This is a genomic window from Borborobacter arsenicus (assembly GCF_003934165.1).
In the GTDB taxonomy this organism is placed as follows: Bacteria; Pseudomonadota; Alphaproteobacteria; order Rhizobiales; family Rhizobiaceae; genus Pseudaminobacter; species Pseudaminobacter arsenicus.
Map to the genome: position 1 here is coordinate 1 of NZ_RKST01000054.1, position 13,231 is coordinate 13,231.

Annotated in this window: 12 protein-coding genes; 5 read left to right on the plus strand and 7 right to left on the minus strand. The window is 61.3% G+C overall.

Annotated elements, in window-relative coordinates; genetic code table 11:
* The 4 genes from EET67_RS24240 to EET67_RS24255 form a co-directional block, all read left to right on the plus strand.
* Nucleotides 1-95 (plus strand): transposase domain-containing protein (locus EET67_RS24240; protein WP_133308878.1); only part of this gene is annotated, 95 nt, incomplete at its 5' end.
* Nucleotides 96-500: 405 nt separating this feature from the next.
* Nucleotides 501-1,721 (plus strand): site-specific DNA-methyltransferase, encoded by a 1,221-nt coding sequence (locus EET67_RS24245; RefSeq protein ID WP_128628765.1) that lies wholly within the window; start codon nucleotides 501-503, stop codon nucleotides 1,719-1,721.
* A gap of 59 nt (nucleotides 1,722-1,780) precedes the next feature.
* Nucleotides 1,781-2,344 carry a hypothetical protein gene (locus tag EET67_RS24250; protein WP_128628766.1) on the plus strand — a complete coding sequence of 188 codons (564 nt, stop codon included), beginning with the start codon at nucleotides 1,781-1,783 and terminating at the stop codon, nucleotides 2,342-2,344.
* Entirely contained in the window at nucleotides 2,322-4,343 is a 2,022-nt protein-coding gene (locus tag EET67_RS24255) for a phage terminase large subunit family protein (RefSeq protein ID WP_245451212.1), read from the plus strand. Before EET67_RS24250 ends, EET67_RS24255 begins: the two co-directional genes overlap by 23 nt.
* A gap of 7 nt (nucleotides 4,344-4,350) precedes the next feature.
* Here EET67_RS24255 and EET67_RS26725 read toward each other — a convergent pair whose 3' ends face one another.
* The gene (locus EET67_RS26725; RefSeq protein ID WP_425359554.1) at nucleotides 4,351-4,713 is read right to left on the minus strand and encodes an HNH endonuclease; all 363 of its coding nucleotides are present in this window, start codon (nucleotides 4,711-4,713) and stop codon (nucleotides 4,351-4,353) included.
* 318 nt (nucleotides 4,714-5,031) lie between these two features.
* Here EET67_RS26725 and EET67_RS24265 point away from each other — a divergent pair, with 318 nt between their 5' ends.
* Nucleotides 5,032-5,832, plus strand: coding sequence for a thermonuclease family protein (locus tag EET67_RS24265; RefSeq protein ID WP_128628768.1), 801 nt, complete (start codon nucleotides 5,032-5,034; stop codon nucleotides 5,830-5,832).
* Between the two features lie 127 nt (nucleotides 5,833-5,959).
* On the opposite strand, the gene EET67_RS24270 is transcribed toward EET67_RS24265, so the two are convergent.
* The 6 genes from EET67_RS24270 to EET67_RS24295 all read right to left on the minus strand — a co-directional run bounded on the left by EET67_RS24270 (nucleotide 5,960) and on the right by EET67_RS24295 (nucleotide 11,895).
* Entirely contained in the window at nucleotides 5,960-6,760 is an 801-nt protein-coding gene (locus tag EET67_RS24270) for a class I SAM-dependent methyltransferase (RefSeq protein ID WP_128628769.1), read from the minus strand.
* A 118-nt stretch (nucleotides 6,761-6,878) separates the two neighbouring features.
* Nucleotides 6,879-7,822, minus strand: a protein-coding gene (locus EET67_RS24275) for an IS630 family transposase (RefSeq protein WP_245451216.1) whose coding sequence is annotated in 2 segments (ribosomal slippage) — nucleotides 6,879-7,486 and nucleotides 7,486-7,822 — 945 coding nt in all. Because the reading frame shifts where the segments join, the coding sequence is not laid out codon by codon here.
* Between the two features lie 85 nt (nucleotides 7,823-7,907).
* Nucleotides 7,908-9,119: a PAN/Apple domain-containing protein gene (locus tag EET67_RS24280; RefSeq protein WP_165900031.1), complete on the minus strand. Its 1,212-nt coding sequence runs from the start codon at nucleotides 9,117-9,119 to the stop codon at nucleotides 7,908-7,910.
* On the minus strand, nucleotides 9,103-10,686 hold the full coding sequence (locus EET67_RS24285; RefSeq protein ID WP_128628771.1) for a hypothetical protein: 1,584 nt from the start codon (nucleotides 10,684-10,686) through the stop codon (nucleotides 9,103-9,105). The genes EET67_RS24280 and EET67_RS24285 overlap by 17 nt, the downstream gene beginning before the upstream one ends.
* 126 nt (nucleotides 10,687-10,812) lie before the next feature.
* The gene (locus tag EET67_RS24290; protein ID WP_128628772.1) at nucleotides 10,813-11,112 is read right to left on the minus strand and encodes a hypothetical protein; all 300 of its coding nucleotides are present in this window, start codon (nucleotides 11,110-11,112) and stop codon (nucleotides 10,813-10,815) included.
* A 33-nt stretch (nucleotides 11,113-11,145) separates the two neighbouring features.
* On the minus strand, nucleotides 11,146-11,895 hold the full coding sequence (locus tag EET67_RS24295) for a thermonuclease family protein (RefSeq protein WP_128628773.1): 750 nt from the start codon (nucleotides 11,893-11,895) through the stop codon (nucleotides 11,146-11,148).
* Between the last annotated feature and the right edge of the window lie 1,336 nt (nucleotides 11,896-13,231).

The window sequence follows — 13,231 nt, forward strand, 5'->3', positions numbered from 1 at the left end:
CACACGCCTGGCTCGCCCAGACCCTCGAGCGCATTGCCCAGGGCTGGCCGATCTCCCGGATCGACGATCTCATGCCCTGGAACTTCAAAGCCTGAACGGCCGCGGCTACCCGCTTACGAAGGAAATGCTGCGCAAACAAAGGAACTACAGCGTAGAAGTCATGCAATTACAAACACTTGCGGTCGTGATATAGTGTCTGAAGGAGATTTGAGTGAACGAGACAAGAGCCAACACCTCCCCTGCCACGGGTCCTTCCGGGGCGATAAACCCATGCCGGGGGGCGCAGCGCCGGGCTTGGCCAGCGTCAGGCAGTTTTTTTGGGAAGCCACCCCGGAGTCCAGGCCAAGCCTGAGCCGCGTAAGCCTTTGATTTAGCGTGCAGAGTTGCTGGTTTCCAGATGGACCCCTGGTGGACCCCGGAGTCCAGTCCGGATCCAGCAAGGGTCCAGCAAGGGTCCAGCGGTTCAGTCCGGAAGCCAGTCCGATTGTCGAGGGGAACGCATGACCATCCAGTTCGCACCGGACGCCATCGAACAGTGGCCGATCGAGCGATTGAAGCCCTATGCGAAGAACGCCAAGACCCATGCGCCCGACCAGGTGGCCCGGATTGCCGCCAGCATGGCCGAGTTCGGCTGGACGGTGCCGGTGCTGGTTTCGGCCGAGGGCGAAGTGATTGCCGGACACGGCCGCATCCTGGCTGCGGGGGAACTTGGCCTGCCTGAGGTTCCGGTGATCATCCTGGATCATCTCAGCGAGGCGCAGCGGCGCGCCTACAGGATTGCCGACAACAAGCTGACGGAGCTCGGCGGCTGGGACGATGAACTGCTGGCCCAGGAGCTTCATGCGCTCAATGGCGACGGGTTCGATCTTAGCCTCACCGGGCTGGACGAGGCCGAGCTTGACCGGCTCATGGGTGAGCTTGCCGATGATCCTGGTGGCCATGACGGCGAAGACGACATTCCCGAACCGCCGGTCGATCCGGTCACCCGCCGCGGCGATCTGTGGGTGCTTGGACGCCACCGGCTGCTGTGTGGCGATGCCACGGTGGCAACAGATGTCGAGCGGCTGCTTGGCAGCGTGGTGCCGCATCTGATGGTGACCGATCCCCCTTATGGGGTGGACTACGATCCCCAATGGCGTAACGAGGCCGGCGTCTCGACAACGGCAAGGACGGGCCGGGTGGCCAATGACGACCGCGCGGACTGGCGCGCGGCCTGGGCGCTGTTTCCCGGCGATGTCGCCTATGTCTGGCATGCCGGTGTCCATGCCGCGACGGTGGCCGACAGTTTGGAGGCCTGCGGCTTTGCCATCCGCTCGCAGATCATCTGGGCCAAGCCGCGGCTGGTGCTGAGCCGCGGCCACTATCACTGGCAGCATGAGCCGTGCTGGTATGCGGTCAGGGAGGGCGCCACCGGCCACTGGCAGGGCGCCCGCGACCAGACCACCATCTGGGCGATCGGCACTGGTGACGATGCCGAAGACGACGCCACCGTGCACGGCACCCAGAAGCCGGTCGAATGCATGCGCCGGCCGCTCCTGAACAACAGTGGCACTGGCGCTTCGGTCTACGAGCCCTTCTCGGGCAGCGGCTCCACGCTGATTGCCGCCGAGACCACCGGGCGCGCCTGCTTCGCCATGGAACTCGACCCCCGCTATTGCGACGTTGCCGTCGAGCGGTGGCAGACGTTCACCGGCGAGGAGGCCGTACGCCACCCGACATGATCCAGTGGTCATGATGGTGCTTGACGCCAAGCACTGTCGTTGCGGAAAGGGGCAAGTGAATGCAGGGAATGAGCGAGCGCCAATATGCCGCCCATGCCGGCGTCTCCCGCGGTGCGGTGCAGAAGGCAAAGCTTGCCGGCCGCCTGGTGCTGCATAGTGACGGCTCGATCGATGCCCAAGGCTCCGACACCCGCCGGGCGGCGCTGACCGATCCGGCCAGGCAACGTCCCTCCCTGCCCCGACCCAGGCTGAAGCCGGTGCCGGAGGCCGCCGTTGCCGCCGTCGGCGAGACGCTGCGCGAACAGGGGCTGTCAGCCCCCGCGGTCGGCAGCTCCACCACCTTCCTGCAGGCCAGGACCGCCAACGAGGTGCTGAAGGCGCAGGAGCGCCGGCTGAAGCTGCAGAAGCTGAAGGGCGAGCTCGTCTCGCTCGATCGCGCCAGGATCCTCCTGTTTCGGCTGGCACGGCAGGAGCGCGATGCCTGGGTGAACTGGCCGGGCCGGGTCGCAGCCCTCCTGGCGGCAGAACTGGGCGTGGATGCAGCTGTCATGCACCGGGCGCTGGAAAGCCATGTGCGGGCCCATCTGGGGGAACTGGCCGATGTCCGCACCGACTTCAAGTGAGGCTCTGGACGAGCCCCTCACCAGCTTTGAGGGCGTCGATGCCCTGACCGCCGCCTGGCGCGATGGCCTCGCCCCCGATCCGTTCCTGACCGTGTCGCAATGGGCCGACAAGCACCGCATGCTGGCGGCGCGTGCCTCTGCCGAACCCGGGCGTTACCGCACCAGTCGCACCCCCTATATGCGCGAGATCATGGATGCGCTGTCGCCCGGCTCGCCCGTGCAGCGGGTGGTGTTCATGAAGGCCGCCCAGGTCGGCGCCACCGAGGCGGGCAACAACTGGATCGGCTTTGTCATCGACCAGGCGCCGGGGCCGATGCTGGCCGTCCAGCCGACGGTGGAGCTTGCCAAGCGCAACTCGCGCCACCGCATCGACCCGCTGATCGAGGAAAGCCCGGCCCTGCGTGACCGGGTCAAGCCCGCCCGCTCGCGCGATGCCGGCAACACCATGCTGTCGAAGGAGTTCAACGGTGGCATCCTGATCATGACCGGGGCGAACTCGGCCGTCGGCCTGCGCTCGACCCCGGCCCGCTACATCTTCCTCGATGAGGTCGATGCCTATCCGGCGTCCGCCGATGACGAGGGCGATCCGGTCACGCTGGCCGAAGCCCGCTCGCTGACCTTCTCGCATCGCCGCAAGGTGTTTCTGGCCTCCACCCCGACCATCAAAGGCCTGTCACGGATCGAGCGGGAGTACGAGACATCCGACCAGCGCCGCTATCATGTCCCCTGCCCCGACTGCGGCGTGATGCAATGGCTGAAGTTCGAGCGGCTGCGCTGGGACAAGGGCCAACCGCAGACCGCCTGTTATCACTGCGAGGCTTGCGAGGCGGCAATCGGCGAGCACAGCAAGACCGCCATGCTGCAGGCAGGCGAGTGGCGGGCGACCGCCACGCCGGCAGATCCTGCCACCGCGGGCTTTCACCTGTCTGCACTCTATTCGCCGGCCGGCTGGCTGTCCTGGGAGGCGATCGCCAGGGCCTTCGAGGCAGTGCAAGGGTCGGATGAATCCATCAAGGCCTTCCGCAACACCATTCTCGGCGAGACCTGGATCGAGACCGGCGAGGCCCCGGACTGGCAGCGCCTGCACGAGCGACGCGAAAGCTGGGCGGCGGGCACGGTTCCGCGCGGCGGCCTGTTCCTCACCGCCGGCGCCGACGTCCAGAAGGACCGCATCGAGATCGACATCTGGGCCTGGGGCCGTGGGCTGGAAAGCTGGCTGATCGACCACGTGGTGCTCGACGGCGGGCCGGGCGACGAAGCCTGCTGGAAGGCGCTGGACGCGGTGCTCGGCCGCACCTGGCCAAGCGCCTCCGGCAACATGATGCGCATCACCCGCCTGGCGATCGACACCGGCTATGAGGCGCCTGCCGTCTATGGCTGGGCCCGACGGGCCGGCTCCGCCCATGTCGCGCCGGTCAAGGGCGTAGAGAGCTTCAACCGGGCAAGTCCGGTCACCGGCCCCACCTTCGTCGATGCGACATCACTTGGCCGGCGCATCCGCCGCGGCGCCAAGCTCTGGACGGTGGCCGGCTCCACCTTCAAGGCCGAGACCTATCGCTTCCTGCGCCTCCCACGGCCAACGGACGAGAAACTGGAAGCCGGCGCCCACCATCCACCCGGAACCATCCATCTTCCCGCCTGGGTCGACAGCGAATGGTGCAAGCAGCTGGTCGGCGAGCAGCTGGTCACCGTGCGCACCCGGCGCGGCTTCTCGCGGCTGGAATGGCAGAAGCTCAGGGAGCGCAACGAGGCGCTCGACTGCCGCGTCTATGCCCGCGCCGCCGCCTGGATCATCGGCGCCGATCGCTGGCCGGAGGGAACCTGGCGCGACCTCGAGGCGCAGTTCGGCAAGCGCGTCGCTGCACTGGAGCCGGTGACGCCCGCCGCGACCACCGCGCCGCCACCGACCTTAGCTTCGCAGACCCAGAACATCCGCCCCCGAACCCGGGAGCCCTGGCTGAGGACAAGACGGATCCGCCGCAGCCGCTGGATGGAGTGAGCTACTGCTATTCCACAAACCGCCGAACCGCAGCGGAGTGCCATTTGCCAGAACGGACTCTGCCCTGCACATGTTCGCGATATTGGTTCGGAGGCAGCACCTTGCCGCGGCGATGCCTGGTCTGGTTGCAGAAGCGGCAGGCGGCGACAACATTCTCCCTGCCATCCTGACCGCCATCGGATCTCGGCAAAAGGTGTTCAGCCGTGCATTGCAGATTCGCTGGGATCCACTTGCCCTTTTGAAGGCCGCGCGCGCCGAGGCCGTTTGCCGACCACATCGGAAACCCGCAATAAAAACACCTTCCACCCTGCTCGCTCGCGCGAGCGGTTCGAATTTCTACCAGTCTTGTCGTTTTGCGCATGTCGCACATCCTTTTGCTTCACCATTTTCGTGAAGCGGATGTGCAGCAACCGGTTAGCGGCGCCCCTCATTCGGAAGGGAAATCCCTCGCACGAGACAACGTCCACAAGAACGCTACTCCGCAGTATTTCAACGGTAGATGCCAGGACCTGGCAGGACATCCATGCAGTCGCCCTAGTAGGCTCCCAAGCGGCAGATTATGCCGCTTCCGCATATCGCTTATAGCTTCACCTCGCGACCCCAAACAAGTACTTCCTGAATGCTGGTAAAGCGCCGCTCGTTTTGTAGTATCTGCAATAACGGGTGCTTTCTGCGGGGCTGGGGAAGTATGGCTTATTCGCCTATCGAGGTATCGATCTTAAAGGAACGAATAGCCGCGACTTTGACGCAAGGCCGGCTTACGAATTGGCAACGCCAATTCCTCACTGACATTGGCGGCAAATTCGACAGGTGGGGCGCCAACACCAGGCTAACTGAAAAGCAGGAGCAAACGCTTAAGCGGCTTACGGGCTTTGAAGCAAAAGCATCGCAACCGGGACCTCCGAACTTTCCCAACCAAGCTTACCGCGCACCGCGGCCCTATCGTCGGAAGCGAACAGGAGCGCTTGCCAGGGAAGGCCGGTGGCTGGCACGCAGGTTCGTTCGGGATTTTGCATTTGCTTCAGCCCTCTTCGCTGGCGTTTGGCTTTATGCTCTGTCAGACCGTCTGACGCCGCCGAGCGTGAACCAACTTTTTACAAACGCCCCGGAGGAGCTTGGCGTTGTGGGTTTCACGGTCACGGACGGGGACACAATTCGCCTAAATGGCGAGGCACGAGGCGTGCGACTAGTGGGCTTCAACGCTCCCGAAACTGCCAGCCCGCGTTGTTCACGAGAAAAGGAACTGGGTGACCGCGCCGCTGCACGGCTGAAGAATCTCGTACGGTCGAGCCAGATCTCCTTCAAAAAGGTTGCTTGTGCGTGCGAAGCGGGCACTGAAGGAACTCAAGCCTGCAACTTTGGCCGCTCATGCGGACACCTTTACGTGGATGGCCGCGATGTCGGCGAGATTCTGATATCTGAAGGTTTGGCCGTATCATTCCGCTGCGGCGATACCAGTTGCCCTCCGCTTCCGCGACCCTGGTGCTAGTTGAGCGTAATCGAGTCCGTTGGTCCCCGACAGGTGGCTAGGCCCGTTGGCACTGTTTCGGGCGAAACCGAGAGAACCTTTTTGGGGTTTTCTGGGAGACCCTGGGTGATAGCTCTCGCAACTTGGCTCAGGGAACGATGCCTCGAACGGCCCAGGCAACATTTGCAAACGACCGCGGACCGTCAGGCCAACCGGCTTCGTAGGCGTCGCGCACGGCAGCGTCGGTGCGTGCGCGTTCCGCGGCATCCAGCGTGGCCATATATTTGCCCAGCGGCCCCTCACCCGCCGAAATCGGCGCCCAATAGTCGTCGAAATTCCGGTAGTTCATGCGGATCATCAGCTCGGTTTCGGTGACGTCCGCGAGCCCCTGCTCGACAAAGGCCTGCTTCATTTCGCCCGGCTGCATCATTGGCTGGAAGCAGTAGCGGCTGCGTAGCTGCCGACCGCTTTCGCTGAGGGCTGCCACCGTGTCGACCATCATGCGCATGCCGGGCATACCGCCAAGGTGATCCCACACGACGGCGGCGACGACGCCGCCCGGCCGCACGACGCGGCGCATTTCGGCCACGGCCTTGCCGGCTTCGGGGACAAAGTGGAGGACGAGCAGCGCCAGGGCGCGGTCGAACGTGCCATCATCGAAGGGCAAAGCACAGGCATCCGCCTCGCCAATCTTGACCCGAGGGTCGGTGTTGCGCCTCCTCGCCGCCTCGACAAAAATCGGCGAAAAGTCGATTGCCGTGATCTCGGCCAGATCGGGGACTTTGGCCAATGCAAAGGTCAAGCTGCCGGTGCCACAGCCGACGTCGAGAATCTTTTCGCCGCTGGCGATCTCCGCGAAGGCGATAAACAACGGGGCGAGCTTTTGGCTCCAACGGCCCATGAGTTGCTCATAACCGGACGCATCATGCACGTTGAAGCTTGAGGTCATCGCAGCCACCATGTGATGCGCTGATGCTACGCCTCGATTGGATGCACGCCAAGGAATATGGGGCACAGCCAACAGGCTGTAGCTAAAAGAGCCGTGAAAAAGCTAGAGCACGTCTTGTTTAATTTGGGTCATACCCGGCTGCCCTGAAGTAGTTTTCGCACTCGCTTGGGGTGAAGAGGTCGATGAGCGAACCAACCGTGTCCCACAGGGCGGCGATTGTCCTCTCGGCCTTCGCTCTCAGCAATGCCTTGAGCTTCGAGAATGCGTTTTCGATGGGGTTAAAGTCGGGACTGTAGGGCGGGAGGTAGAGCAGGCTCGCGCCTGCCGCCACGATTGCATCGCACACACCGGCGGCCTTGTGGGCGGGCAGGTTGTCCATCACGACGACGTCGCCGGGCTCGAGTGTCGGCGCCAGCACCTGTTGGACATAAGTGAGGAACACGTGGCCGTTCATGGCGCCGTCGTAGACGAAGGGCGCGGTCATGCCGGTCAGCCGCAACGCTCCGGTGAAGGTCGTGGTTTTCCAATGGCCATGCGGCACGCCGGCCCGGCAGCGTTCACCGCACAGCGCGCGTCCACGCAGGCGGGCCATCTTGGTCGACAGCCCGGTCTCATCAATGAAGACCAGCTTCGCCGGGTCGAGATCGAGCTGGCCGTCGAACCAGGCCTGCCTTCGCTTCAGGATGTCGGGGCGGTCCTGCTCCAGTGCGTGCGCGGACTTTTTTTATACGTCCATCCGTGGCCACGAAGCCAGGCGCTCAAGGCGCTGCGGCTGATCCGCACCGACTGCTCTGCGGCCAGTCGTTCCACCATCTCGTTCAACGTGATGTCCTTGCGCTCTTCGATCATCCCGACGATGACGGTTTCATGCGCATCGAGGCTGGAAGCTCGGCGACGGCCCTGCCGTCGGGGCTCCAACTCGCCGATTTTGGCCCGCGCAATCCAGCGAATGGCGCTCGACACACCCACCCCGAACCGCGCAGCCGCTTGCCGCGCCGACATGCCTTCGCGCGAAGCCTTCAGGACCCGTGACCGAAGATCCACGCTCAGTGCTCTTCCCATCGTTCACCTCCATCGAGGTGAACTTTGAATCACGGGCGAACGCCCTCGTCACTTCACAATCGATTCATCGATCGCAGGACCCGCTCTAGTTCGCGGTCGCTTTAAGCCCTGATTCAACTCCGGTAAATTTTGAAGAAGAAACAACGTTGTCCATCAACGCACACATGCGGTTTTTGGAATCGAAGTTGAATCCGACACACACCTCGGCTGTCGAACAAGCAGATATACAGTCAGCATATCCCATTTCCGTGTTGGAATATGAATGGCCAACGACCACCGTATTCGTCGCAAACACCAAACTCGAGTACTGCAGCGCGGCCTCAACTACTCTCCGGGCGGCAGTCGCAGCGTCGATGTTTCTAACGAGAACCGTGGCACTTCCCTTTAGAAAGCAAGCTCGAAATTTCTTGTTATATGTCAGCGCCATGCAACGATCGTTCCGATTGCATTGGGTCTGGCAGTCTTCAAACGACACATTGCGCATGGGCATATTCATGAAATCACCACCCAGCGCGTCCCAACCGTCCTTGACCACAAACTCCTGTGCTTTTTCCCGTTCTGTTCGACGAGCGATCCCCTCCGCGAAATCGCTTCGACGGAATGAAACCCCGTCAAGCCACGGGCACTCGGTCGCCAAATTGAGTGCAGTATCGTCATTTAGACCGACCGACGCCAGTGTCGCGCCAGATGAAATTGGCGCCTGCGGCTTCGCGCTGGGAGATACACGGTTCACCAACTCGATGTTGACGTCGACGCCATTAACGACCTGCCGGGTATAGCACCATGCATTTTCCCACATCACGTCGTTTTCATCTCGAAAGAAATGACCCGATGTAAGCCTCCAGGTTCCCCCCATCAGCTGAACATCCCGATTCACAAATTTGGTAAATTCTACGGTTTTGACATCCGGCTTGTCAGGAATAGTGACTGGCTTTTCGGGTGGAATTGCTATCGGTTTGGAGGGAGGAACCGGAATTTCTTTGCCGTCGTCGATCCGTGGCTTTTTCTCAACGTCGGCAATCCGATCATCAGGATGCACCCTGTCAGTTTGTTTTGGTTGCTTTGGCGCTTCCTCGGCAATCTTGGTGTCACCTCGATCGAAAAACAGCGCAGCGCCAATGCCGAGGCCGATTGCCGCAAACGCCACCGCTGCCCCGGTGGCCATTCGGCGAAACCCGGTCGCGCGGGCGATTTTATCCTGAGCGGCGGCTTCTGCTTCGAGCGTAGGAATGGCCGCTCGCTTTACCAGCAAGTCGACAGCCTGCTCCAACAGTTGGGTGTTATGTCGAACCAGCATTTTTACGACCCTGCTTTGCGGACACTTTAACCAGGTCGGCGACCTCTGCCGGCAGGTCATTATCGAGCGCTTGGCGAAGAGCGGCGGGATCGTCCGTTAAGACTGGCACGTATAAAATTTCCTTGACGATCTTTTCGACCGGCACCTCGATACGCTTTTCGATCTCTACCTCCCGCTCGACCGGAATTTCCACCGGCACTTTCACCGTACGCACTCGTTTCCAGCGCCACGTCAGCAACATTCTCCGTAGGAGCCTAGACAGCCGGCTTCCCTTAGGGCCTTCTGTTCCAGCGGCAATGCGTTGCAGAGCCAAGGCCACCATGGCGGTAATTGGACCTGCAAGTCCGGCAATGATTGCAAGTGAACTAAACCAGATCGCCGCCACTACGCCAGCCTCAGCCTCAGTCACCTCTTCAGGCTTTTTGCCTTCCCAGCGAGCAGCCAGTCGTCTGATCTGATCGGTTCTTGCCAAAGGTATCCGCTGCTTCTCGAGCTCAGTTATCTCACTTTTTACGTGGTCCAGCCTCGCCCGATTTTTTGTCAATAACTCAGTCTGAACGCCTTCGGCCTCTTGTGCCGTCGCCAGCGCTACCCGTGAACGTTCGATGCGCCGCTCCCAATCGGCGGAAACCGTATCGAAGAGCGCGTCAAGTTCACCACGTCTGGCCTGCAGACGCTGCCGCTGTTCGGTCGTCATCGCCGGGCTGCTTGCCCGCAGGCGTTCGAACTCCGCACGCGTGGCGCTGATGTCAGCCTCGATTGACCTCACCTGAGGTTCGTACTTTGTCTCGATCTTCGGGCGTGGATTGGCCAACTTGGCTAATTCGGCTTCCCAGCGCTGCGCGGAGGTGGTGTCGTTCACCTCGCGAGCCAATTTGATACGTTCGACGTAACTGTCCCGCTGGCTTTCGAACTGCTCCACAGCGGACGTGATGTCCTTGTCGCGCTGCGCGAACAGTTCCGCCCGCCTCTGCTCCTTTTCGCGCATCGAGTCTCTTGCCCGTGCAGCGTCCGGCGAGAGCACCGTTGTGGCTGACAATTCGGAGTCCACCTCGGCTATTCTGGCCTGCATCTCTTGACGCGCCTTGGCAGCCAAACCGTTCACCTCTTCCAGATCGGCGCGGGCTTTGGCGATTTCATCGGTCTTGTGTGCCTCCAGTTCGTACGCGTTCAGATTAGTCACTTCCTCTTCGAGGACTTTGATCTTGCTGTTCAACTCCTCATATTGCAGTTCGCGGAGAGTTCCGGCCCGTTCTAGTCCCAGCAGGACTGTCTCGAAGGTGATGCCAGCCAACAGCAGCAGGAATACCAGGACCACAGGCTTCCAGAGCCACGATGCACTGAATAAGAGTGTCGCGATGGGGATCTTCGTAAGTTCCGCAATGGAAACCATGAAGAACGGCGCACTGGCCAACGCCAGATCCATTGCGGTTGCCGATTGGCTTGCTTCGAATGCCTGGATGCCGAGTGCTAGACCGGTTGTAAGGCCGATGATGGAAGCGACAATCTCGAGCGCCCAAGCGCCACGATAGGTCCATTGGCCATAGCTGGCCAGTTTTTGACTCATCGCTGCGTGCATATCCCCACCCGAACCCTGAAGCCCAAAGTATCCTGCCACTTTGGACTGACATTTGCACTACTTTTACTTCACTCACTGAGCTCCCATCAGAAATGGTCATCGATATTTGAGATGTCAGCGATTTTTTTCCGTCGGGTCGAGCGTCACATTTTGAGCAGAGGGTGGCGGTCGCTTTGAAATCGGAGCGAGCTCCTCATCGGCACAAACCCAATGTTTTTTGATGCAAGCGATGCCGGGAGTCGAGCAGGCCAAACCTGTTCTGGTCACAAGACAGATGCTGCATCCGTCGTTAAACTGCCGGCAACTGGGATCGGCACGCACTACGTCGCTGAGAGCCTGCGCAGCCACGGGAAGCGCCAGAAAATTGAATGCCGCTGCGGCGACCAGCCACCGAGATCTTCCTTGGATGTTCATCGCTGTTTCCTCGCCGATTGTTTGTTAATCCTGCTATCGAGCCCTTCGCCAGCCGGCTTGCTGTGCCTCTTGTTCGGAACAGAACCAGCGCTCTCCTCTCCAGCGCGAAATTTTCGTCTTGTCGTAAAATGTTTGCCCGGGGACGTGGTATATCCGCTCACCCTTATTGCTGATGTTGCCCTTGATGTTGCATTCCCCGCCCCGCTCTCCGAGCAGCGGGACGGCTGCCTGCTGGTCTGCCTGCCCCATTGCCCGCCACTCCCAAGGCTCCTGAAACGATCCCGACCAGAGTGCCCGCTTCGCGGTGCGCGCCAACGCCTGCTGTGCCGCGTAGGCGCCGCCGCTGTATCTCGGCCAGTCCAGCGCATGCCCGTTTTCGACCAACCAGGCAGCGACATTCATGCCATCAGCCCGGAAGCAATTCCCGACATATCGCCCATATCTGTCCCAGTCGACGAACTCGCACCTGACGGGTTGAGACTTGGTCAGGAATCCATCGAGCGCCGCGGCCGACTGCGCGCCGCATGGGTAGCGAAAGCCCTTTTCATCCTCGCACTGCTGGGAGGTTTCGGGGGCATCAATGCCGTTGAGGCGAACCCGATGGCCGGCAAGTCCAATTGTGTCGCCGTCGACTACCGACGCACGCCCCTGGATTGGCGCGGCGGCGGGGACAAAAACGTTTACGTGCAGGTTGCTCGTCCACAGATGGAAGGCGCCAACACCCACAACAATTGCCGCTAACGCCAGCCAAAGCCATGGACGACGACGACGCTCGGCTTGCACGCGCCGCTTCCGCGCCGGTCTTCTGCCGAACTCGACTACCTTGCCCACCCGCAATGCCCATCTGGCTCAAACCCGCTCAAAGAAGAGCACAGATGGTCCAAACAGTCGAACCCTACTTAAGAGCTCTTGCTGCCGACCGTCGAAACCACCGGTTTGACGGCTACCAGCGCCCCTCGTCTCGCGCACGATCTTCGATCGCGCGTCGCATTGCCTCTTCTCGGCCGCACCCGTGCTTCTGCGAATAGTATGAAATCAATGATTGTCTGCGATCCTCAGACATCATTGCAAAGACGTTCCGGAAACGAAGCTCATCGGTAGAGAGCCGTGGAGCTGTTCCCCGACGTTTGAACCTCACGCCTGAAATTGTCATGAACAGGGCTGCCAGCACTGCCAGCGCGACAACGGCCAACATGACTGTTCCCATGTTGCCCCTGGCTGTGGCAAGGATCTGCTCCAGTTCCATGTACTGATATTCGACTGGACAGCTTACTAAAAAGCAAAAGGCTGCCCTGGGCGCACCCAGCCGAACCCACCCAAACACTCCGCGATGGTCGACCGCCACCACGTATGCAGCCCGGTGCGCAAGACACTCCACCGCGGCCTTCTTTGCCGCCGACATGCAGGACCGCAGGACCGCTGCGCCTGCTATCTGCTTGGCCTGCGTAATCGTCTAGCCCACCGTCTGGCTGGACGCGCTCATGACAATCTTCTTCGCGAAGGGCATCGTTCCCACTGGTGTCCGGCAGGGGTGACTATGCTGGCCAGAGCGCCGCTGTGAATCCAGACCGAGTGCAGCAGGTTCTGGCTGAGGTGAAGAAAGCGGCACGCCGACGCCCAGCCGTTACACGAAATCGTAGTCGAAAGGGAGATCGACAAGCGGGTCGTCCCCATCAGCGTCGAAATTAAAATCCGCAAGCATACTGATCAGTAGAGCTGGATCCCACCATCTTGGGCTCTGGTGGCGCAGGGCTTGCCGCACTTGCAGGCATGGACCGGCAGACCGTCACTGCCATCGGCGCGCTTTTCGCTTGGCGGTCTGATTATTCCGCTATTACTACGTGTGCGGTACGGGATGTTAGCAGGGCGATTGAGGGGTGATGGCGCCAGCGAACTATACGCACTTATATAGGCAGTCGTGCCCGTTGTCGGCAGCGTGTCGTTTCGGCGCTGCTTTCAATTCCAGCACGACGGCGGGGCTCTCGGTGCTTAACGGGAAGACCTAGCCCGCTTGATGCACGGCGCTGAGCTTTCGGCGGCCTGAAGCGGCGATCTGGTTGCCTTTGCGGTGCGTTTTCCCAAGCCTGCTCATGCGCCGGCGGTGATCCGTCGTGATGGA